The organism is Micromonospora sp. U56 (assembly GCF_018070095.1).
GTDB classification, from domain to species: Bacteria; Actinomycetota; Actinomycetes; order Mycobacteriales; family Micromonosporaceae; genus Micromonospora; species Micromonospora purpureochromogenes.
Genome location: NZ_JAGPYL010000002.1, coordinates 128,282 through 146,799 on the forward strand (window position 1 = coordinate 128,282; position 18,518 = coordinate 146,799).

General features: G+C 73.9%; 16 protein-coding genes. 9 read left to right on the forward strand and 7 right to left on the reverse strand.

All coding sequences use genetic code 11. The annotated features are described in order from the left end of the window. Window positions 1–52: 52 nt before the first annotated feature. Window positions 53–3,247: a UvrD-helicase domain-containing protein gene (locus KBX37_RS01865; RefSeq protein WP_210773921.1), complete on the forward strand. Its 3,195-nt coding sequence runs from the start codon at window positions 53–55 to the stop codon at window positions 3,245–3,247. A 301-nt stretch (window positions 3,248–3,548) separates the two neighbouring features. Here the strand turns inward: KBX37_RS01865 and KBX37_RS01870 are convergent, their stop codons facing one another. Both KBX37_RS01870 and KBX37_RS01875 read right to left on the reverse strand, forming a co-directional pair. Further along, window positions 3,549–4,193, reverse strand: a complete 645-nt coding sequence (locus KBX37_RS01870; RefSeq protein ID WP_307848916.1) for an A24 family peptidase — start codon at window positions 4,191–4,193, stop codon at window positions 3,549–3,551. Between the two features lie 11 nt (window positions 4,194–4,204). Next, window positions 4,205–5,188 (reverse strand): EamA family transporter, encoded by a 984-nt coding sequence (locus KBX37_RS01875; protein ID WP_210773927.1) that lies wholly within the window; start codon window positions 5,186–5,188, stop codon window positions 4,205–4,207. A gap of 84 nt (window positions 5,189–5,272) precedes the next feature. On the opposite strand from KBX37_RS01875, the gene KBX37_RS01880 reads away from it, so the two are divergent. Further along, window positions 5,273–5,959, forward strand: a complete 687-nt coding sequence (locus tag KBX37_RS01880; RefSeq protein ID WP_210773928.1) for a flagellar basal body protein FliL — start codon at window positions 5,273–5,275, stop codon at window positions 5,957–5,959. Between the two features lie 197 nt (window positions 5,960–6,156). Further along, complete coding sequence (locus tag KBX37_RS01885; protein WP_210773929.1) at window positions 6,157–7,398, forward strand: ATP-binding protein; 1,242 nt, start codon at window positions 6,157–6,159, stop codon at window positions 7,396–7,398. Between the two features lie 76 nt (window positions 7,399–7,474). Here KBX37_RS01885 and KBX37_RS01890 read toward each other — a convergent pair whose 3' ends face one another. Continuing rightward, a complete protein-coding gene (locus tag KBX37_RS01890; protein WP_210773931.1) occupies window positions 7,475–8,020 on the reverse strand; it encodes a GNAT family N-acetyltransferase in 546 nt (181 codons plus the stop codon). A gap of 135 nt (window positions 8,021–8,155) precedes the next feature. Here KBX37_RS01890 and KBX37_RS01895 point away from each other — a divergent pair, with 135 nt between their 5' ends. Both KBX37_RS01895 and KBX37_RS01900 read left to right on the forward strand, forming a co-directional pair. Continuing rightward, window positions 8,156–8,701 (forward strand): DoxX family protein, encoded by a 546-nt coding sequence (locus KBX37_RS01895; protein ID WP_210773933.1) that lies wholly within the window; start codon window positions 8,156–8,158, stop codon window positions 8,699–8,701. A 204-nt stretch (window positions 8,702–8,905) separates the two neighbouring features. After that, window positions 8,906–10,348 (forward strand): glycosyltransferase 87 family protein, encoded by a 1,443-nt coding sequence (locus tag KBX37_RS01900; protein WP_210773937.1) that lies wholly within the window; start codon window positions 8,906–8,908, stop codon window positions 10,346–10,348. A gap of 32 nt (window positions 10,349–10,380) precedes the next feature. On the opposite strand, the gene KBX37_RS01905 is transcribed toward KBX37_RS01900, so the two are convergent. The 4 genes from KBX37_RS01905 to moaC all read right to left on the reverse strand — a co-directional run bounded on the left by KBX37_RS01905 (window position 10,381) and on the right by moaC (window position 13,113). Further along, on the reverse strand, window positions 10,381–10,812 hold the full coding sequence (locus KBX37_RS01905; RefSeq protein WP_280839100.1) for a molybdenum cofactor biosynthesis protein MoaE: 432 nt from the start codon (window positions 10,810–10,812) through the stop codon (window positions 10,381–10,383). Beyond that, entirely contained in the window at window positions 10,809–12,068 is a 1,260-nt protein-coding gene (locus KBX37_RS01910; protein ID WP_210773939.1) for a molybdopterin molybdotransferase MoeA, read from the reverse strand. The genes KBX37_RS01905 and KBX37_RS01910 overlap by 4 nt, the downstream gene beginning before the upstream one ends. 86 nt (window positions 12,069–12,154) lie before the next feature. Beyond that, on the reverse strand, window positions 12,155–12,625 hold the full coding sequence (locus KBX37_RS01915) for a molybdenum cofactor biosynthesis protein B (RefSeq protein WP_210773941.1): 471 nt from the start codon (window positions 12,623–12,625) through the stop codon (window positions 12,155–12,157). Beyond that, the gene (gene moaC / locus KBX37_RS01920) at window positions 12,622–13,113 is read right to left on the reverse strand and encodes a cyclic pyranopterin monophosphate synthase MoaC (RefSeq protein WP_210773943.1); all 492 of its coding nucleotides are present in this window, start codon (window positions 13,111–13,113) and stop codon (window positions 12,622–12,624) included. Before moaC ends, KBX37_RS01915 begins: the two co-directional genes overlap by 4 nt. Window positions 13,114–13,337: 224 nt before the next feature. On the opposite strand from moaC, the gene KBX37_RS35850 reads away from it, so the two are divergent. The 4 genes from KBX37_RS35850 to KBX37_RS01940 all read left to right on the forward strand — a co-directional run bounded on the left by KBX37_RS35850 (window position 13,338) and on the right by KBX37_RS01940 (window position 18,512). Beyond that, window positions 13,338–13,694 carry a hypothetical protein gene (locus KBX37_RS35850; protein WP_374103626.1) on the forward strand — a complete coding sequence of 119 codons (357 nt, stop codon included), beginning with the start codon at window positions 13,338–13,340 and terminating at the stop codon, window positions 13,692–13,694. A gap of 360 nt (window positions 13,695–14,054) precedes the next feature. Then, window positions 14,055–16,574, forward strand: coding sequence for a bifunctional diguanylate cyclase/phosphodiesterase (locus tag KBX37_RS01930; RefSeq protein WP_210773948.1), 2,520 nt, complete (start codon window positions 14,055–14,057; stop codon window positions 16,572–16,574). Continuing rightward, window positions 16,571–17,866, forward strand: a complete 1,296-nt coding sequence (locus tag KBX37_RS01935; protein ID WP_210773957.1) for a glycosyltransferase 87 family protein — start codon at window positions 16,571–16,573, stop codon at window positions 17,864–17,866. Before KBX37_RS01930 ends, KBX37_RS01935 begins: the two co-directional genes overlap by 4 nt. Window positions 17,867–17,876: 10 nt before the next feature. Then, window positions 17,877–18,512 (forward strand): phosphoribosyltransferase, encoded by a 636-nt coding sequence (locus tag KBX37_RS01940; protein ID WP_088959705.1) that lies wholly within the window; start codon window positions 17,877–17,879, stop codon window positions 18,510–18,512. Window positions 18,513–18,518 lie beyond the last annotated feature (6 nt).

The window sequence follows — 18,518 nt, forward strand, 5'->3', positions numbered from 1 at the left end:
CGCGTACGCGTGGCGGCGGGCGGGTGATGGACCGGCCGTGACAGGATGCGGCGTGCCTCCGTTCAGCGCCGCACCCCCCGGTGGCGTCCCGCCGTTCGTCGCGGACCTGCACATCCACTCGAAGTACTCGCGCGCGTGCAGCCGCGATCTCACCCTGCCCAACCTCGGCTGGTGGGCCCGGCGCAAGGGCATCGGCGTGCTCGGCACCGGGGACTTCACCCACCCCGCCTGGTACGACCACCTGCGGGAGACGCTGCATCCGGCCGAGCCCGGGCTCTACCGGCTCGCCCCGGAGGCGGAGCGGGACATCGCCCGCCGGCTGCCGCCCCGGCTGGCCAGCGAGGCGGAGACCGACCCGGTCCGGTTCATGCTCAGCGTGGAGATCTCCACGATCTACAAGCGGGACGACCGGACCCGCAAGGTCCACCACCTGATCTACCTGCCCGACCTGGACGCGGTGGCGCGGTTCAACACGGCGCTGGGCCGGATCGGCAACCTCGGGTCGGACGGCCGGCCGATCCTCGGCCTGGACTCCCGGGACCTGCTGGAGATCACCCTGGAGGCCAGCGGCGACGGCTACCTGGTGCCGGCGCACATCTGGACGCCCTGGTTCTCCGCGCTCGGCTCGAAGTCCGGCTTCGACGCGATCGCCGACTGCTACGCCGACCTGGCCGAGCACGTCTTCGCGGTGGAGACCGGCCTCTCCTCCGACCCGGAGATGAACTGGCGGGTCGGCAGCCTGGACGGCTACCAGCTCGTGTCGAACTCCGACGCGCACTCCCCGCCGGCGCTGGCCCGGGAGGCGACGGTCTTCTCCGCCGACCGCGACTACTTCGCGATCCGGGAGGCGCTGCGCACCGGCGACGGGCTGGCCGGGACGATCGAGTTCTTCCCGGAGGAGGGGAAGTACCACGCGGACGGGCACCGGCTCTGCGGCGTCAACTGGTCGCCGGAGCGGACCCGGCAGGCCGGCGGGCGCTGCCCGGAGTGCGGCAAGCCGCTGACCGTCGGCGTGCTGAGCCGGGTCGAGGAGCTGGCCGACCGGCCGGCGGGGCACCGCCCCGCGCACGCCCGCGAGGTCACCCACCTGGTGCCGCTGGCCGAGATCCTCGGCGAGATCAACAAGGTGGGTGCGCGGAGCAAGAAGGTCGAGGGGAAGCTCCACGAGCTGGTCGCCGCGCTCGGCCCGGAGCTGGAGCTCCTCACCCGTACCCCGCTCGACGAGATCGGGCGGGTCGGTGGCGAGCTGCTGGCCGAGGGGATCGGCCGGCTGCGCCGCGGCGACGTCCGCCGGGTGCCGGGCTACGACGGCGAGTACGGCGTGATCACCCTCTTCGACCCCGCCGAGCTGGGCGGGAAGGCGACCGGGGCGCAGGCGGAGACGCTCTTCGACGTACCCGTGCCGGCGCAGCGACGGCCCGCGGAGCCGGCGGCGAAGGCGAAGGTCCGTCGCCCGGCGGCGCCGAAGGCCGAGCCGAAGCGGAAGGCCGCGCCGCCGCCTCCCCCGCCGATCGCGCCGGCGCCCTCGCCGCACGAGCCGTTCGAGCCGATGCTCGCCGGCATGGAGGAGGTCGGCACCGGCCTGCTGGACCGGTTGGACGCGATGCAGCGGGTGGCCGCGTCCGCGCCGGGTGGCCCGCTGCTGATCGTGGCCGGTCCCGGTACCGGCAAGACCCGGACGCTGACCCACCGGATCGCCTACCTCTGCGCGGAGCTGAACGTCTTCCCCGAGCAGTGCCTGGCGATCACCTTCACCCGACGGGCCGCCGAGGAGCTGCGGCACCGCCTCGACGGGCTGCTCGGCCCGGTGGCCGAGGACGTCACCGTCGGCACGTTCCACTCGCTCGGGCTGGCCATCCTGCGGGAGAACGCGGCGGCCGCCGGGCTGCCGGCGGACTTCCGGATCGCCGACGACGCCGACCGGGCGGCCGCCCGCGCCGAGGCCGGCGACGACCCGGACCGCTACACCGCGCTGCTGCGCAAGCAGGACCTGGTCGACCTGGACGAGCTGCTGACCCTGCCGGTCGCGCTGCTGAGGGCCGACAAGAAGCTGGTGCGCGACTACCGCGAACGCTGGCGGTGGATCTTCGTCGACGAGTACCAGGACGTCGACGCGGTCCAGTACGAGCTGCTGCGCCTGCTCAGCCCCGCCGACGGCAACCTCTGCGCGATCGGCGACCCGGACCAGGCGATCTACTCGTTCCGCGGCGCCGACGTGGGCTACTTCCTGCGCTTCTCACAGGACTTCACCGACGCCCGGCTGGTCCGGCTGAACCGCAACTACCGCTCGTCGGCACCCATCCTGGCCGCGGCCGTGCAGGCCATCGCGCCGTCGTCGCTGGTGCGGGGCCGCCGGCTCGACCCGGCCCGGCTCGACCCGGAGGCCCCGCTGGTCGGCCGCTACCCGGCGGCCTCCGTCGCCGACGAGGCCGATTTCGTGGTACGCACCGTCGACGAGCTGGTCGGCGGCCTGTCCCACCGGTCGCTGGACTCGGGCCGGATCGACGGCCGGTCGACCACGCTCTCCTTCTCCGACATCGCGGTGCTCTACCGCACCGACGCGCAGGCCGCCCCGATCGTGGACGCCCTCGCCCGGGCGAACATCCCGGTGCAGAAGCGCTCGCACGACCGGCTGCGGGACCGGCCGGGGGTGACCGCCATCGCCCGGGAGCTGCGGCACGCCGACGGGCTGGACGGTTCGTTGCCGGCCCGCGTCCGGCTGGCGGGCCAGGTGCTGGCGGAGCGCTTCGCCGTGCCGACGCTGGACGGCGCCGCCGCGGTACGCCCCGAGGACGTTCGCACGGCGGTCGACCTGCTCACCCCGCTGGCCCGCCGCTGCGGCGACGACCTCGGGCTGTTCCTGTCCCAGCTCGCCACCGGCGCGGAGGTGGACGCGCTCGACCCGCGCGCCGAGGCGGTCACCCTGCTCACCCTGCACGCCGCCAAGGGGCTGGAGTTCCCGGTGGTCTTCCTGGTCGGGGCCGAGGACGGGCTGCTGCCGCTGCGCTGGCCCGGCACCGAGCCGGACGACGACGCGGTCGCCGAGGAGCGGCGGCTCTTCTTCGTCGGCCTGACCCGCGCCCAGGACCGGCTCTACGTCAGCCACGCCGCCCGCCGGGTCCGGCACGGGTCGGAGCGGGACTGCCGGCCGTCGCCGTTCCTCGACGTGATCGACGCCGGGCTCTTCGAGCGCTTCGGTGAGACCGAGCCCCGCCGACCGAAGGACCGCCAGCTCCGCCTGATCTGACGTGATCGGTTGGCTAGCTGGCTGGCTGCCGGCTGGCTTCCGACCGCGGTGGGCGGTTGCAGCGGACGGCGAGGTGTCCGGCGCCGGGCCGCACAGACGACCTGCCGCGGTCCGAGGCGGCCTGGCACCGACGCCGACCACTCGCAGTGACGGGAGGCGGCGGCATCACCTCCCGGTGACCGATATGCCTGTCAGGCATATTTATTCCTGGCAGGCATATCACTCGCGGCGACACCAGCCAGGCTCCCGACACGCCCACCAGCTGGCCGTCGAGTGGACCGGACCGCCGGACGGCCGGGTCTCAGGCGAGCAGCACGGCCAGCCAGGCCCCGGCGAGCAGCGCCGGGCCGAACGGCAGGGCGGTGTCCCGGCGTACCCGGCGGGCGGCCAGCAGGGCCAGCACCAGCACGCCGTTGAGCAGGTGCGGCAGGAGCAGCCCGTAGCCCAGGGTCGGCCAGCCCTGCCAGCCGAGCGGCAGGCCGAGGGCGGCGGCGAGCTTGACGTCGCCGAAGCCGAGCCGGGCGCCGGGCAGCAGCGCCAGCAGGACGTACCCGGAGAACGAGAGCGCGGCCCCGGCGAGGGCGACCGCCAGGCGGCCCGGCGTGCCGGCGGCGAGCGCGGCCACCCCGAGGCCGGCGACGCCGCCGAGGGCGGCCGCGCCGACCAGCGGATCGGGCAGCCGCAGGCAGGCCAGGTCGACCACCGCCAGCACCACACCGACGGCCGCCACCAACAGGTACGCCGGCAGCGCCGGGTCCGGCCCGAGCGCGGCGGCCAGCCCGGCGAACACCACCGCCCCGACGACCGCCCAGCCGACCGTCCACCGGTCGGTGGCGGACCGGTCGGTGGCGAACCGGTCGGTGGTGAACCGGCTTCCGAACGTCGGCGCCGCCGCACCGACGAGGCCGCCGCAGAGCGCGGCGACGGTCAGCAGCCCGACGGACACGGGCCGGGACGTTACCGGTGCGCAGGTTCCGCGGCTGCCCCGTCGGCGGGCTCCGCCGCCGGCCGCCGGGGTCGCTCCGTGCTCACCACCAGCGCCACGCCGGCCACGATCACCGCGCCGCCCAGCAGCACCTGCGCGGTGATCGGCTCGGCGACCAGCAGCGCGCCGAGCCCGACCGCGACGGCCGGGTTGACGTAGGCGTACGTGGCGACCAGTGAGATGGGCGCGTGGTGCAGCAGCCAGACGTACGCGGTGAAGGCCACCAGCGAGCCGGCCACCATCAGGTACGCCAGCGCCGCCCAGGACCGGCCGGTCACCTCGCCCGGCGAGAAGTCGCGCAGCTCGCCCCTGGCCAGGGCGACCACGGCGAGGGCCGCCGCGCCGGCGAACATCTCGTACACGGTGGCGACGAACGGGTCGCCGGGCATGGCCAGCCGACCGGACAGGAACGAGCCGACCGACCAGGAGGTGGCCGCGGCGACCACGGTGAGCGCGCCGGCCAGCGGCACCGCGCCCGTGCCGCCGGTGGGCAGCACCAGCAGCACCAGGCCGAGGAAGCCGAGCGTCACTCCGGCGAAGGTCCAGCCGCGCGGCCGGTCGCCGGTGGCGGTGCGCAGCAGCACCACCAGCAGCGGGACGGTGGCCACCAGCAGCGCGGCGATGCCCGACGGCACGGCCACCCCGGGCGGACCCGCCTCGGCGAGCACCACCAGGCCGTTGCCGCCGGCCAGCAGCAGCACCCCGACCAGGGCGGCGGAGGCGAGCTGACGCCGGTCGACCCGCAACGCCCCCGGGCCGCGTCGCACCCGCAGGACGACGGCGAGCACCAGCCCGGCGGCGGCGAACCGGAGGGCGGCCGAGGCGAGCGGCGGCATGGACTCCACGGCGATCCGGATGCCGAGGTAGGTGGAGCCCCACAGGACGTAGACCAGCAGCAGCGCCGTCCAGATCAGGCCCGGCCGGGTGGGTGTCGCACTTGCGGGAGGTGAGCTCATCGGTGGACCACGCTACGGTGACCACGGCGTCGGTGTCCCGCACGGGTGTCCGGCCTCTCAGGACCGAGTACGCAGGAGGCGTGCATGGCGAACTACGGGCCACCGGGTGGCGGCGCCCCGGAGCCTTGGGGCGGGCGACGCCCGGACGACGCGTACGGCGCCGCACCGGATCCGCACGGCCCGCCCGCGTGGGGCGAGCCGCACACGCACCAGCCGTACCCGCAGCCGGGGTGGGCGGCCACCGAGGTCCACCCGCCCAGCCAGCCGTACCGGTCGGCCGGCCCGACCGCCTACCTCGGCGACCCGACGCCGCCGCAGCCGAAGCGGGGCCGGGGTCCGCTGATCGGGGTGCTGGCCGTGCTGGCGGTGCTCGTCCTCGCCGGTGCCGCCACGCTCTGGTACCTGGCCGGCCGGGACGACGAACCGACGTCGAACGCCGCGCCCACCGCCTCCGCGGCGCCGAGCGCGGCGCTGCCCGGGCCGGGCGAACCGGCGTCGACCACCCCCGCTCCGGCGTCGTCCGCCGATCCGCGCTTCGTGAAGGCAGGGCAGTGCGTGCGCAACGAGGGCCCGGCGGGCGGCAAGCCCAAATTGCTGATCAGCGACTGTGCCCCGAAGACGTACGAGGTGCTGCGGCGCTTCGACGGCGAGACCAGCGGTGAGAAGGACGCCGAGGCCAAGTGCGCCAAGGTCACCGGCTACACGAACTGGTACTTCTTCGACAGCGAACTGGACACCCTCGACTTCGTCCTCTGCCTGAAGCAGCGCTGATCCCACCCCTGGGGAGACATCGCCCTGGTCATCGACTACGTGCTCTGCCTGCGGAAACACTCCTCGTAGGTCAATCTTGCCCTGTCTAGCGTCCATGCTAGACAGGGCAAGATTGCTGTCGAGGCCCGCAGACACGCCGGTAGCTCCGTCTAGGCATCTCTAGTCCCCCGGCTAGACGGCCCGATACTCTGCGATGCGTGGATCCGGTCCGCAACCCGTACGCCCCCGGCGCCGGCCAGCGCCCGCCCGAACTCGCCGGCCGGGGTCGGGAGCTGGACGTCTTCGACGTGGTCCTGGAACGCATCGCCCGGGGCCGCCCCGAGCGCAGCCTGATGCTCACCGGGTTGCGGGGCGTCGGCAAGACGGTGCTGCTCAACACCCTCCGCTCGCAGGCGATCAACCATCTCTGGGGCACCGGCAAGATCGAGGCCCGGCCGGACCAGTCACTGCGCCGGCCGGTGGCCGCCGCGCTGCACATGGCCGTCCGCGAGCTGGCTCCCCGGCACCGCGCCCCGGACCGGATCGACGCCTTCCTCGGCGTGCTCAAGGCGTTCGCCCAGCGCTCCGCACCCGCCGGGCGCGGTGCCGCCGCCCCCAAGCTGCGCGACCGCTGGCAGCCCGGCATCGACGTGCCGGCGAGCAGCGGCCGGGCCGACTCCGGCGACATCGAGATCGACCTGGTCGAGCTGCTCAGCGACGCCGCCGCGGTGGCCGCCGACGTGGGCACCGGGATCGCCGTCTTCATCGACGAGATGCAGGACCTCGGCCCGGAGGACGTCTCGGCGCTCTGCGCCGCCTGCCACGAGCTGTCCCAGCTCGGCGCCCCGCTGATCGTGGTGGGCGCCGGCCTGCCGCACCTGCCGGCCGTGCTCAGCGCGGCCAAGTCCTACTCCGAACGGCTGTTCCGCTACCAGCGCATCGACCGCCTCGACCGGATCGCCGCCGACCAGGCGCTCTGCGCGCCGGCCGAGCGGGAGGAGGTCGAGTACGAGCAGAAGGCCCTCGACCTGCTCTACGAGAAGTCCGGCGGCTATCCCTACTTCGTCCAGGCGTACGGCAAGGCGACCTGGGACCACGCGCCCCGCTCGCCGATCACCGCGGCGGACGTGCGGGTGGCCGCTCCCGAGGCGGAGGCCGAACTGGCGGTCGGCTTCTTCGGCTCCCGGTTCGAGCGGGCCACCCCGGCCGAGCGCGAGTACATGCGCGCGATGGCGACGCTGTCCCTGGTGGAAGGGGAGGCCGACGGCGGCGGCCGGGACGACATGGACGCGGCCGTGCCGACCGCGGAGATCGCCCGGGCGCTCGGGCGCAAGCCGGCGAGCCTCTCCCCGGCCCGGGACGCGCTGATCAAGAAGGGCCTGATCTACTCCGGCGAGCGGGGCACGGTCGCCTTCACCGTCCCGCACTTCGGCCGCTACCTGCGCACCCAACCCGCCTGACCGCCGCCCGCCGGACCGGATCGCCTTCTCCGGCGGCACCCCGCGCACCAGCCAGGTCGACGGCACGCCGTGCCGGTCAGACGCGGGACCAGGGTGCCGGGAACAGCACCTCACCGCGCGGCGGTGGTCCCTCGCCGCTGGTGCTCGGCGGCAGCGCCAGCGCCTGCCACGGCTCCCCCAGACCGGACCACGGGCTGGTCAGTCCCATCCGGTCCGCCCGGACGAACCCGAAGCGGCGGTAGTACGCGGGGTCGCCGAGCACCACCACCAGGCGCTCACCCAGCTCGGTCGCGGCGTCCAGCCCGGCCTGCACCGCCGCCGTGCCGTGCCCGATCCGCTGCCGGTGCGGGGCCACCGCGACCGGCCCGAGCGCCAACGCCGGGGCGCGGACGTCGTCGGACTGTACGAAGACCCGGCTGAGCAGGGCGTAGCCGACCACCTCACCGCCGTACTCGGCCACCATCGCCAGCTCCGGGATCCACGCGTCGCTGTCGCGCAGCTCGTCGACGAGCGCCACCTCGCCGGGGACCGCGACGTCCGGGCGGGCGAAGGCGGCGGCCAGCACCATGCGGACCGGGGCGATGTCCGCCGGGTCCTCGGGGCGCAGCCGCAGGGTCGTCACCCGCGCGACGTTACCGGTCGAAGCACGTCCATCAGCGACGGTCGCTCGAATCGGCGTGGCGTCACGTCCGTGGCGGAAGGTCCGGGATCGGCCGTTGCCGGGGTAGCGGACGCCCGGACGGGGTATGACTGATCCATGAAACCCGTGCGCTCCCTCGCCCGCGTCATGTTGAGCGGCATCTTCGTGGTCAGCGGCGCCCGTACCCTTTACAACCCCCAGCGCCTCGTCGCCGCCGCCCAGCCGATCACCGACCGGATCGCCCCGCTGATCTCGAACGCCGCGCCGAAGCTTCCCACCGACACCACCACCCTGATCCGCACCAACGCGGCGGTGCAGCTCGCCGCCGGCCTGATGCTGGCCACCGGACGGTTCGCCCGGCCGGCCGCGCTGGTGCTCGCCGGCACGCTGGTGCCGGTCACCGCGGCCGGGCACCCGTTCTGGAAGAACGACGACCCGGCGATGCGCAACAACAACCAGGTCCACTTCCTGAAGAACCTCGGGCTCTTCGGCGGCCTGCTGCTCGCCGCCGCCGACACCGAGGGAAAGCCGGGTCTGCGCTGGCGGGCCGGTCATCGCATCGGTCACTCTCGACGTTCCGTGACCCGCGCGGTGCGTACCGCCCGTCGGGAAGCGCGGATCGCCGCCCTCTCCGCGTCCACGGCCCGGCGACTTCCGGGCTGACCTGCGTCAATACGGCCATCACCCCCCGCAAGGCCGCGAATTACCTGAACCACCCGACTGCCGTTAACGCGGTGGAAATGTCAAAAACATGTGTGGGATCGGACACGGTCGCATAACGCGGGAGGCATCAACGTGAGGCGCCGTTCTAGGCTCCGTACCGGACCTGGACGGGTAGGACGACCTTGGTACGGGGGTGGCCACGCCATGCCGGCGATCGTCGGTAGACGGCTGGACCGCCTCGCCCCAGTCCGTCGCGCAACGCGTGGGATCGATCGTAGGACAGTCGTACGGACCGGCATCGTGGCCGCCGTCGCCTATGCCGCATGGCTCGCCATCGGTGCATTCGGGCGGCCGTACAACTTCTTCGACATGAAGATCTACCACGGCGCGGTGGTGTGGTGGGCGAGCGGTCACGAGCTGTACGAGTTCATCGCGCCGACCACCACCCTCGGCTTCACCTACCCGCCCTTCGCCGGCCTGATGATGCTGCCGATGGCGCGCCTGCCGGTCGAGGCGGCAGGCTGGATCAACGCGGCGGGCAGCATCGCCGCCCTCGCCCTCGTGCTGGCCGCGCTGCTGCGCCCGATCGTGGACCGGCTCGGCTGGCCGCTCTGGTTCACCGTGGGCATCGCGACGTCGATGTCCGTCGCCATCGAACCGGTCCGGGAGACCCTCGGGTACGGCCAGGTCAACGTGCTGCTCTTCGGGCTGATCATGGCCGACCTGATCGGGCTGCGCTGGCGGTCCCGGCGGGGCACCCACGGCCGCCCGACCGACGGCCCGTTCGTGCGCTTCCTCTACAGCGGGGCGTGGGCCGGCATGGGCATCGGCCTGGCCACCGCCGTCAAGCTGACCCCGGCGCTCTTCATCGTCTACCTGCTGATCACCCGGCAGTGGCGGACGGCGGCCACCGCCGTCGGCACCACCATCGGCGTGACGCTGGGGACGTTCGCGCTGGTCGGTACGGAGTCGCGGGCCTACTTCGGCGGCGTGCTCTGGCAGACCGAGCGGGTCGGCGCGGCCGACATGACCCCCAACCAGTCGCTGGCCGGCCTGCTCGCCCGGCTGTACGACTCGATCGAGACGCCCGGCCTGCTCTGGCTGTCGTTCTCGGTGCTGATCCTGGCGGTGGGGCTCTCCCGCGCCGCCACCGCCCGGGCCGACGGCGACGAGTTGACCGCGTTCACCCTGGTCGGACTGACCGCCAACGTGATCAGCCCGATCTCCTGGACGCACCACCTGGTCTGGGTCATCCCGGCGATCGTCGTGCTCGCCGACGCCGCCGTACGCCGTCGCGAGGCGAGCCGGGGCTTGGCGGCGCGCGCCGGCCAGGCGTCGTCGTACGGGGGGCCGCCCGGGGTGACCGGGCTGCGGCCGCCGATCTGGTACCCGACGCTGACCGGCCTGCGGCACGCCGTCGCGGCGGCGGGGCTCTACCTGCTCTTCCTCGTCTCGCCCATCTGGCCGTACGAGCACCAGCTCCCCGAGGTGTCGCACTACCAGGACGGGCTCGTCGGCGCGCTGATGGAGAACTCCCTCGCGCTGGCGCTGATCGTGCTGGTCGCCGCGCTGCCCTGGCGCCCCGGCGCCGAGCCGGCCTTCTACACCGACCGCCTGGCCCGCACCGCCACCACCGCCCGCCGCTGACCACCCACCGGCCCCGATCATGAGGGGAGCGGTCAGGGGCAGTTGACCCATTCCTCGGTGCCGTCGGTGAAGACCTGGCGTTTCCAGATCGGCAGGCGCGCCTTGACCTCGTCGACCAGGCGGGCGCAGGCTTCGAAGGCCGCGGCGCGGTGCGCGGTGCTGACCGCGGCGACCAGTGCCACGTCGCCGATCTCCAGCCGGCCGATCCGGTGCGACACCGCGACGGCGTACACCTCGGGTTCGGCGGCGATCTCGGCGGCGACCTCACGCAGCACGTCGGCGGCGCTCGGGTGGCCCTCGTACTCCAGCAGGGTGACCCGACGGCCGTGGTCGTGGTCGCGGACCACGCCCTGGAAGGAGACGACCGCGCCGGCCCGCCGGTCGGCGACCGCAGCCTCGTGCGCGGCGAGGTCGAGCGGCTGGTCGGTGACCGCGAGAACGGCCACCGTCGGGTCGGCGGTCACCACGAGCGCTCCCCGGGCAGCAGCGGCAGCGGTACGACCGGCACCCGCGCCCCGGCCTCGCCGGTGGTGCCCGGACGGATCACCGCGAACCCGTCGGCGCCGGCCAGCCCGCGCAGCATCGCCGAGCCGACGTGGCGCAGCGGGTGGGCGGTGCCGGCGGCCCGGTCCAGCCGGACCAGGGCCAGGTGCGTGTAGTCGCCCCGACCGGGCACCGGCTCGGCGAGCGTGGCGTGCGGCAGCACCGGCATCGGTCGGCCGGTCAGCCCGGCGAGCAGCGGCGCGACCAGCGAGACCAGGGCGACGATCGCGGACTGCGGGTTGCCCGGCAACCCGGCGACGAAGCGGACCCGGCCGTCGGCGCCGGCGAGCCGGGCCAGCAGCATCGGGAAGCCCGGCCGGACCGCCACGGTGTTGACCACGTAGTCCGCGCCGAGCGCCTCCAGGGTGGGGTGCAGGTGGTCGACCGGACCGTGCATCGTCCCGCCGGTGGTGCAGACCAGGTCGGCGTTGGCCAGCGCGGACCGCAGCGCCGCCACGTGGGCGGGGAGGGTGTCCGCCACCGGGCCGACCACGTCGGAGGAGCGCACCTGGCAGCCGTACCGGCGCAGCCAGACCGGCACGGCCGGGCCGAGCGCGTCGCGTACCCGGCCGGCGCCGGGCGGGCCGGCGGTCAGCAGCTCGTCGCCGAAGACCAGCAGCGCGGCCCGGGGCTGCCGGCGCACCGGCAGCTGGTCGTGGCCGCAGGAGGCGGCCAGCCCGATCAGCGCCGGGTCGACCGGGGTGCCGGCGGGGAGCAGTTCCTCACCCGCGTACGCCTCCTCGCCCGGCTCCCGCCACTCCGGGTGCGGCCGGGGGGTGCCGGTCACCCGTCCGTCGGCGGTACGGCTCGACTCCTCGATCCGGAGCACGGCGGTGGCGCCCTCGGGGACCATCGCGCCAGTGGCGATCTCGACGGTGGTGCCGTCGGCGGTCAGCGGGGGCGGGGTGTTGCCGGCCAGCACCCGCCCGACCACGTCCCAGGGGCCCTCGCCGCGCACCGCCCAGCCGTCCACGCTTGAGGTCGGGAAGGCGGGCAGGTCGGTCCGCGTGGTCAGCGGCTCGGCGAGGGTGTGCCCGTCGGTGTCGGCCAGCGGCCGCCGGACCGCGGGGAGCGCGGCGGCGAGGCCGACCGCGTACACCCGGGAGCGGGCCTCCTCCCAACCGGCCGGCGGCGGTGCCGCCACCTGTGCCGCGGCGGCGGCGGTTTCCGTGCTCACCGGGGGCCTCCTTCACCGACTGCGGTCCGCGCGTCGTCCGCGCGCTCACCGGGCGAGCCTATCCCCGTGGACTGGCGGACCGGGCGTCAGTGGTCGCCGCCGCGCAGTTGCTCGACGGCGTGGACGAGGATCGGGCCGAGCACGGCGAGGCCGTCCCGCGCGCCGCCGGTCGACCCGGGCAGGTTGACCACGAGCATCCGGCCCGCCACCCCGGCCAGCCCTCTCGACAGCGCGGAGGTGGGGACCCGGTCGCGGCTGTGCGCCCGGATCGCCTCGGCGATGCCGGGGATCTCGTAGTCGAGCAGCGCGCGGGTCACGTCGGGCGTCCGGTCGGTGGGGGTGATCCCGGTGCCGCCGCTGGTCAGCACCACGTCGATCCCGTCGGCCAGGGCGCTGCGCAACGCCTCGCCCACCGGCTCGCCGTCGGGAACCACCACCGGCTCGTCCACGGCGCAGCCCACCTCGCGCAGGCCCGCGACGAGCAGGGGGCCGCTGGTGTCGGCGTAGACGCCGGCGGCGGCCCGGTTGGAGGCGACCACCACCCGGGCCCGGATCACGGCCGATCCTCCGGGCGGACCCACTCGCCGGTCTTGCCGCCCTCCTTGCGGAGCACCCGCACCGCGTCGACGGAGGCGGCCGGGTCGACCGCCTTGACCATGTCGACCAGGGCCAGCCCGGCCACCGCCACGGCGGTCAGCGCCTCCATCTCCACGCCCGTCCGGTCGGCGGTCCGCGCGGTGGCGGTGATCTCGACGGTGTCCTCGGTGAGCCGAAGGTCGACCGTCACGCCGTGCAGCGCGATCGGATGGCAGAGCGGGATCAGGTCGGGGGTGCGCTTGGCGCCCATGATGCCGGCGAGCCGACCGACCGCCAGCGCGTCGCCCTTGGGCAGGCCGTCGCGGCGCAGCAGGTCGACCACCTCGGCGGTGGTGCGCAACCGGCCGGCGGCCACGGCGAGCCGGCCGCTGACCGGCTTGGCGGAGACGTCGACCATGCGGGCCGCGCCCGCCGGGTCGACGTGGGTGAGCTGCGCGGGATCGGTCACGACCGCAGCCTATCCGTCGGGTACGACCGGGACGCATCAAGAGTTCGGGAGGAGCACAGCCGGGTGCCATGGCCGTGCTCCTCCCTCACCTACCCGTCCGTCAAGATCGCTGGGGAAACCGTGACGCACGGGGGCATCGTCGGTCTGGTCCTGACACGGCCAGCACCTCCCCCGTTCACCGACGTTCGGAGACGTTAACGAGAGCGGCGACAAGAAACCGATAAGTGGTCACCGTTCGCGACAGCGGACGGGGGTGGACCGTCGGGCCACAACTCGTCGACCAGATCCTCTACCGTCACCAGTCGTCCGGTTCGCATGACCAGCAGGGCAAGTACGGTCCGCTGCTTGGGCGTACCCAGGTTTATTGGGTCGCCCTTGATCAGCGCCTCAAGATTACCCAGGACTCGAATCTCCACCAGATCCTCGATGACTCCTCCCCAAGTGCTCGAATGATCACTCTACGAGATCATGGACCGGGCGGGACGATGCAAGGCCCGCACATCCCGTTGCCCGTCCGGATGATCGGCATACCCCTGCACGTCACCCTGCGGCAGCCAGGAGATGGTCCGATCCGTCGATGAAATTGGAAGCGGGCAAGGCCAGACTGAAGATAGTTCGCAAACGGCAGTGCTAGGCCGGTGACCGGCGAAGCCACGGGTCGTCCGTTGCAGGACCGGGTACGAGTCGTACGCGCTCCGCATTTAGCCCGTGGACACAACGTCACAAATCATTGTGAGTTCGCTGATATCGCGCATACCGACATTCATCAGTGCAAGAGAGCGGCAACTGTCCTTTAAGCTCCCCCCATTGGTACACGGGAACAATCGCACTGGGGGTCATGATGACGTCGCACGAATGGACCTGAGCAACGTTCTGCAACCAGCTCAAGAGCAGTAAACTTGCGGAGTGCACAACCATCGGTTACTGAATGAGGTCGATGGGTGACTCCACAACGACGGAGTGATGGGACCGATCGGCGGCTGCTGCCGCTAGTCGGTCTCGTCGTCTTTTTGGCGGCCGTCGCCACCATCGTGTCCGCCGTTCGTCTCGCCAACGACGAACCCAGGGTCGGCCCCGTCACCTGGCTGGCCCTGATCTCGCTGGTCGCCGCCGGCTTCACCGTCAAGGTGCGTATCCGGATCAGAGCCAACAACCACGACATCGCGTGGACCGAGACGGCAATCGTCATCGGCCTCACCGTGGCCCCGACCTCGACCGTGGTCCTCGCCACGGGCTGCGCCCTCGTCCTGGTCACCACCCTCGCTCGAATCCCCGCCATCCGCGCCGCCTTCGGCATCGGAAAGAACATGCTGGTGGCGACGGCGGCGGGCACGATGCTGCACGCGAGCGGCTGGCAGGTGGGCGAAGAGAGCGTGCTGGCCACGATCCTGCCGCTGTCCCTCGCCTATCTGGCCGCCGTGCTGCTGGACGAGCTGGTCGCACTGCCGGTCATCGCGATCGCCTCCGGTGAACGGGTACAGGAACTGTTCCGGGAGGATTGGGAACTCCGGCTCGCCTTCGCGGTGGGCCGACTGGTGGTGGTCCTCGGGACGTTCCTCATCCTGCGCGGCGACAGCCGCCTACTCATCGCCGTGCCACCCCTGATGCTCAGCCTCCACCTGCTGTACTCCAACCGGGTCAAGGCCCGCACCGAGCAGCAGGCCTGGCAGCGCCTCGCCCGCACCACGGACGCGCTGAACGTCGTCGACCTGGAGAAGGTCCTCACCACCGCCGTCACCCAGGCCGCCGAACTCTTCTCCGCGGACGAGGTCGAGATCGAGCTGCGCGACGGCCCCCGCGCGGTCCGGGGTACCAGAGGTGGCATCGGTTACGACGGGCCTGTCGGGGACCCGAGCAGCGTCCAGGGCTCCGCCGTCTCCGCACCGTTGGAGGGGCACGACGGCAGCGCCGACGTGGGGGTGCTGCGGCTGCGCTTCCGGGGACCGGTCCAGCTCTCCGAGCGGGAGCAGTACACGCTGCGTACCTTCGCCTCGGCGCTGTGCACCGCGGTCCGCAACGCCCAGGCGTACGCCGAGCTGGCCCGGGTGGCCGCCGAACACGCGCACGCCGCCACCCACGACGCGCTGACCGGCCTGGCCAACCGGCGACAACTGCTGGAGCGCGGCACCGAGCAGCTCAGCACCCGGCACGCCGAGGGGGTGACCGCGCTGGTGCTGATCGACCTCAACCACTTCAAAGAGGTCAACGACACCCTCGGCCACGCCGCCGGCGACCAGGTGCTGATGCAGGTCGCCGACCGGTTACGAGCCGCCGCGCAGCCCGAGGACCTGGTGGCCCGCCTCGGCGGCGACGAGTTCGCCGTACTGCTGCGCGGACTGCCCGCCCCGGCCGTCGCCGCGCACCGGGCGGAGGCACTGATCGGCACCCTGCACCAGCCGTTGGACGTCGACGGCATGCGGATCAGCGTCGAGGCCAGCGGGGGCATCGCCGTGGCCCCCGCCAGCGGCGGCATGCCGGAGCTGCTGCGCCGCGCCGACGTGGCGATGTACCAGGCCAAGCGGGCCGGTCAGCGGGTCTCCACGTACGCGCCGACCCGCGACACCGCCGACCTCGGCCGGCTCACCCTCGGCGGCGAGCTGCCCCGGGCGGTGGCCGACCACGAGTTCACCGTCAACTTCCAGCCCATCGTGGACCTGGCCAGCGGCGAGGTGACCGGCGCGGAAGCGCTGGCCCGCTGGCACCACCCGACCCACGGCATGATCGACCCACTGCGCTTCCTGGAGGCGGTGGAACGCTCCGGCCTGCTCCCCGCGTTCGCCGAGGCGATCCTCGACCAGGCGCTGCTCGCCGCCGTGAGCTGGCGGGCGGCCGGCTTCGACCTGCCGGTCTCGGTCAACGTCTCCCCACGCAGCCTGCTCGACGCCCGCTTCCCCGGCGCGGTGCTGGCCCGGCTGCGCGCCCACGACCTCCCGCCCGACCGGCTGGTCCTGGAGCTGACCGAGACGCTGACGCTGAGCCAGCTCGACGTGGTCGACCGGGTGCTCAGCCGGCTGCGCGACTCCGGCGTCCGGCTGTCGCTGGACGACTTCGGCACCGGCTACTCCTCGCTCTCCCTGCTCTCCCGCATCCCCGTGCACGAGCTGAAGATCGACCGCAGCTTCGTCACCGCGATGGAGGGCTCGGCGGAGGCCGCGGCGGTCATCCGCTCGACCCTCGACCTCGGCCGCAGCCTCGACCTCACCGTGGTCGCCGAGGGAGTGGAGAGCGAGCCGCAGCGCCGGGCGCTCTGGGAGCTGGGCTGCGCCGCCGGCCAGGGCCACCTCTTCGCCCGCCCGCTGCCGTCCGGCAGTCTCCTCGCCGCCCTGCAACGCGGCTCGGGCGGCCGACCCGGCACCCTCGTCCCGCCGCTGCACGACACCGGCGCGGTCATCCGCCTCGCCCCCGGTCGCCGCCAGCCCGGCCGGAGCCGCCCGACGGGTCTGCCACACTTGCCGGCGTGACCGCCGCCTCCCGCACCTGGCGCGCCCTGGACTCCACCGCCGGCGGCCTCGCCCTCGACCTCGGCCTCTACACGGTCTCCGCCGCCTTCGCCGCGGTCACCGCCGCCACCTCCAGCCTGGCACCGCACCGGGCCTGGGGGAGCGTCGCCGCCGTCGGCTACCTGCTCGCCGCGCTGCTGGTCGCCGGTCAACTCCTGCTCCGAGGCCGCCGCCCCGGACTGGCCGGGGTGCCGGCGCGCTCGGCGGTCACCGCGCTGACCTGGGCGACCACCGCCCTGCTGCCGTTGGTGATCCAGAGCAGCCAGCGGGCGTCGGGGCGTACCGACCGGGCGCAGGAGGAGGTGGTGGTCGTCGAGCACGCCGGCATCCGGCTCGCCGAGCACGGCACCCCCTACCTCGGGCCCGACGCGATCGCCGCGCTCCCCCCCGACGAACGGCTGCTCGGCTACACGCCGTACCAGCCGGGGATGGCGCTGTTCGGGCTGCCCCGCGCCGGCGTGGACGCCTGGTGGACCGACTCCCGGGTGTGGTTCGCGCTGGTCACCGCGCTGGCGCTGGCCGTCGCGGTGGTCGCGCTGCGCGCCGCCGGCCGCCCCTCGGCGGGCCGCCCCCACCCGGCGGCGGTGCTGCGCGGCGTACAGGCCGCGACCGTGCTGCCGATCTGCGCCCTCACCCTGGCCACCGGCGGCGACGACCTGCCCGTACTCGCGCTCTGCCTGCTGGCGCTGGCGTGCGCCGCCGCCGGCCGGCCCGGCGCGGCCGGCGCGGCGGTCGGGCTCGCCGGCGCGTTGAAGCTCTTCGCCTGGCCGGTCGCCCTGGTCCTGATCTTCTGGGGCGCCACCCGGCGGGCCGGGCTCCGGGTCGCCGTCGGCGCGCTCGGCCTGCCGGTGCTCGCCCTGGTCCCGGCGGTGCTGGTCGACCGGGACGCGCTGGTGGAGAACGTGCTGCGGTTCCCGCTCGGCCATGGGCTGGTGACCAGCCCCGCCCAGTCCCCCTTCCCCGGGCATCTGATCGCGACCGGACTGCCCGGCGGCCGGGTGATCGCCGCGACGCTGCTCGTCGCCGCCGGCGTGGCGATCGCCTTCCGACTGCTGCGCCACCCGCCCGACACCGCCACCGCCACCGCGCTGATCTGCGGATACGGCCTGCTGGCGGCCATCCTGCTGATGCCCACCACCCGCTTCGGCTACCTGCTCTACCCGCTCGCCCTGCTCGTCTGGGCACCCGCGCTGACCGGACAGCCGACCACCGTTTCGCCGGAGTCGCCGACACCGGCCCTCCCCAGGGCGTAGACCTGAGGACATGAGCAGCACCTACCGCGATCGTGAGGATGCCGGCCGACAGCTCGCCGAACGGCTGGCCGGCCTGGTCGGAGAACCCGACGTCATCGTGCTGGGGCTGGTCCGGGGCGGCGTGCCGGTGGCCCGGGTGATCGCCGACCGGCTCGGCGCGCCCCTGGACGTCCTGGTGGTCCGCAAGCTCGGCATGCCCTGGGCGCCCGAGGTCGCCTTCGGCGCACTCGGCCCCGGCGGGGTCCGGGTGCTCAACGACGTCGTCGCCGCCCGGCTCGGCCCCGACGACGTCGCCGACGTGCAGCGCCGGGAACAGGCCGAGCTGGAACGCCGGGAGGCCCGCTACCGAGCCGGCCGACCACCGCTGGACCTCACCGGCCGGACCGCCGTCATCGTCGACGACGGGCTGGCCACCGGCGCGACGGCCCGGGCCGCCGTCCAGGTCGCCCGCCACCTCGGCGCCCGCCGGGTCGTCGTCGCGGTGCCGGTCGGCTCCCAGGAGGCGTACGAGATGCTGGCCGCCGAGGCCGACCAGGTGATCTGCGCCCAGCGCCCGCCGGAGTTCGGCGCGGTCGGCGCCTACTACGAGGACTTCCACGAGGTCTCCGACGACGAGGTCAACGAAGCGCTGATCGCCACCGCCTGAACCTCG

Excerpts from the sequence above, each read along its gene's own strand:
- KBX37_RS01875 (WP_210773927.1), bottom strand. The coding sequence starts at position 5,188 with ATGAGCTCACCTCCCGCAAGTGCGACACCCACCCGGCCGGGCCTGATC.
- KBX37_RS01880 (WP_210773928.1), top strand. The coding sequence starts at position 5,273 with ATGGCGAACTACGGGCCACCGGGTGGCGGCGCCCCGGAGCCTTGGGGC.
- KBX37_RS01895 (WP_210773933.1), top strand. The coding sequence starts at position 8,156 with ATGAAACCCGTGCGCTCCCTCGCCCGCGTCATGTTGAGCGGCATCTTC.
- KBX37_RS01900 (WP_210773937.1), top strand. The coding sequence starts at position 8,906 with ATGCCGGCGATCGTCGGTAGACGGCTGGACCGCCTCGCCCCAGTCCGT.
- KBX37_RS01940 (WP_088959705.1), top strand. The coding sequence starts at position 17,877 with ATGAGCAGCACCTACCGCGATCGTGAGGATGCCGGCCGACAGCTCGCC.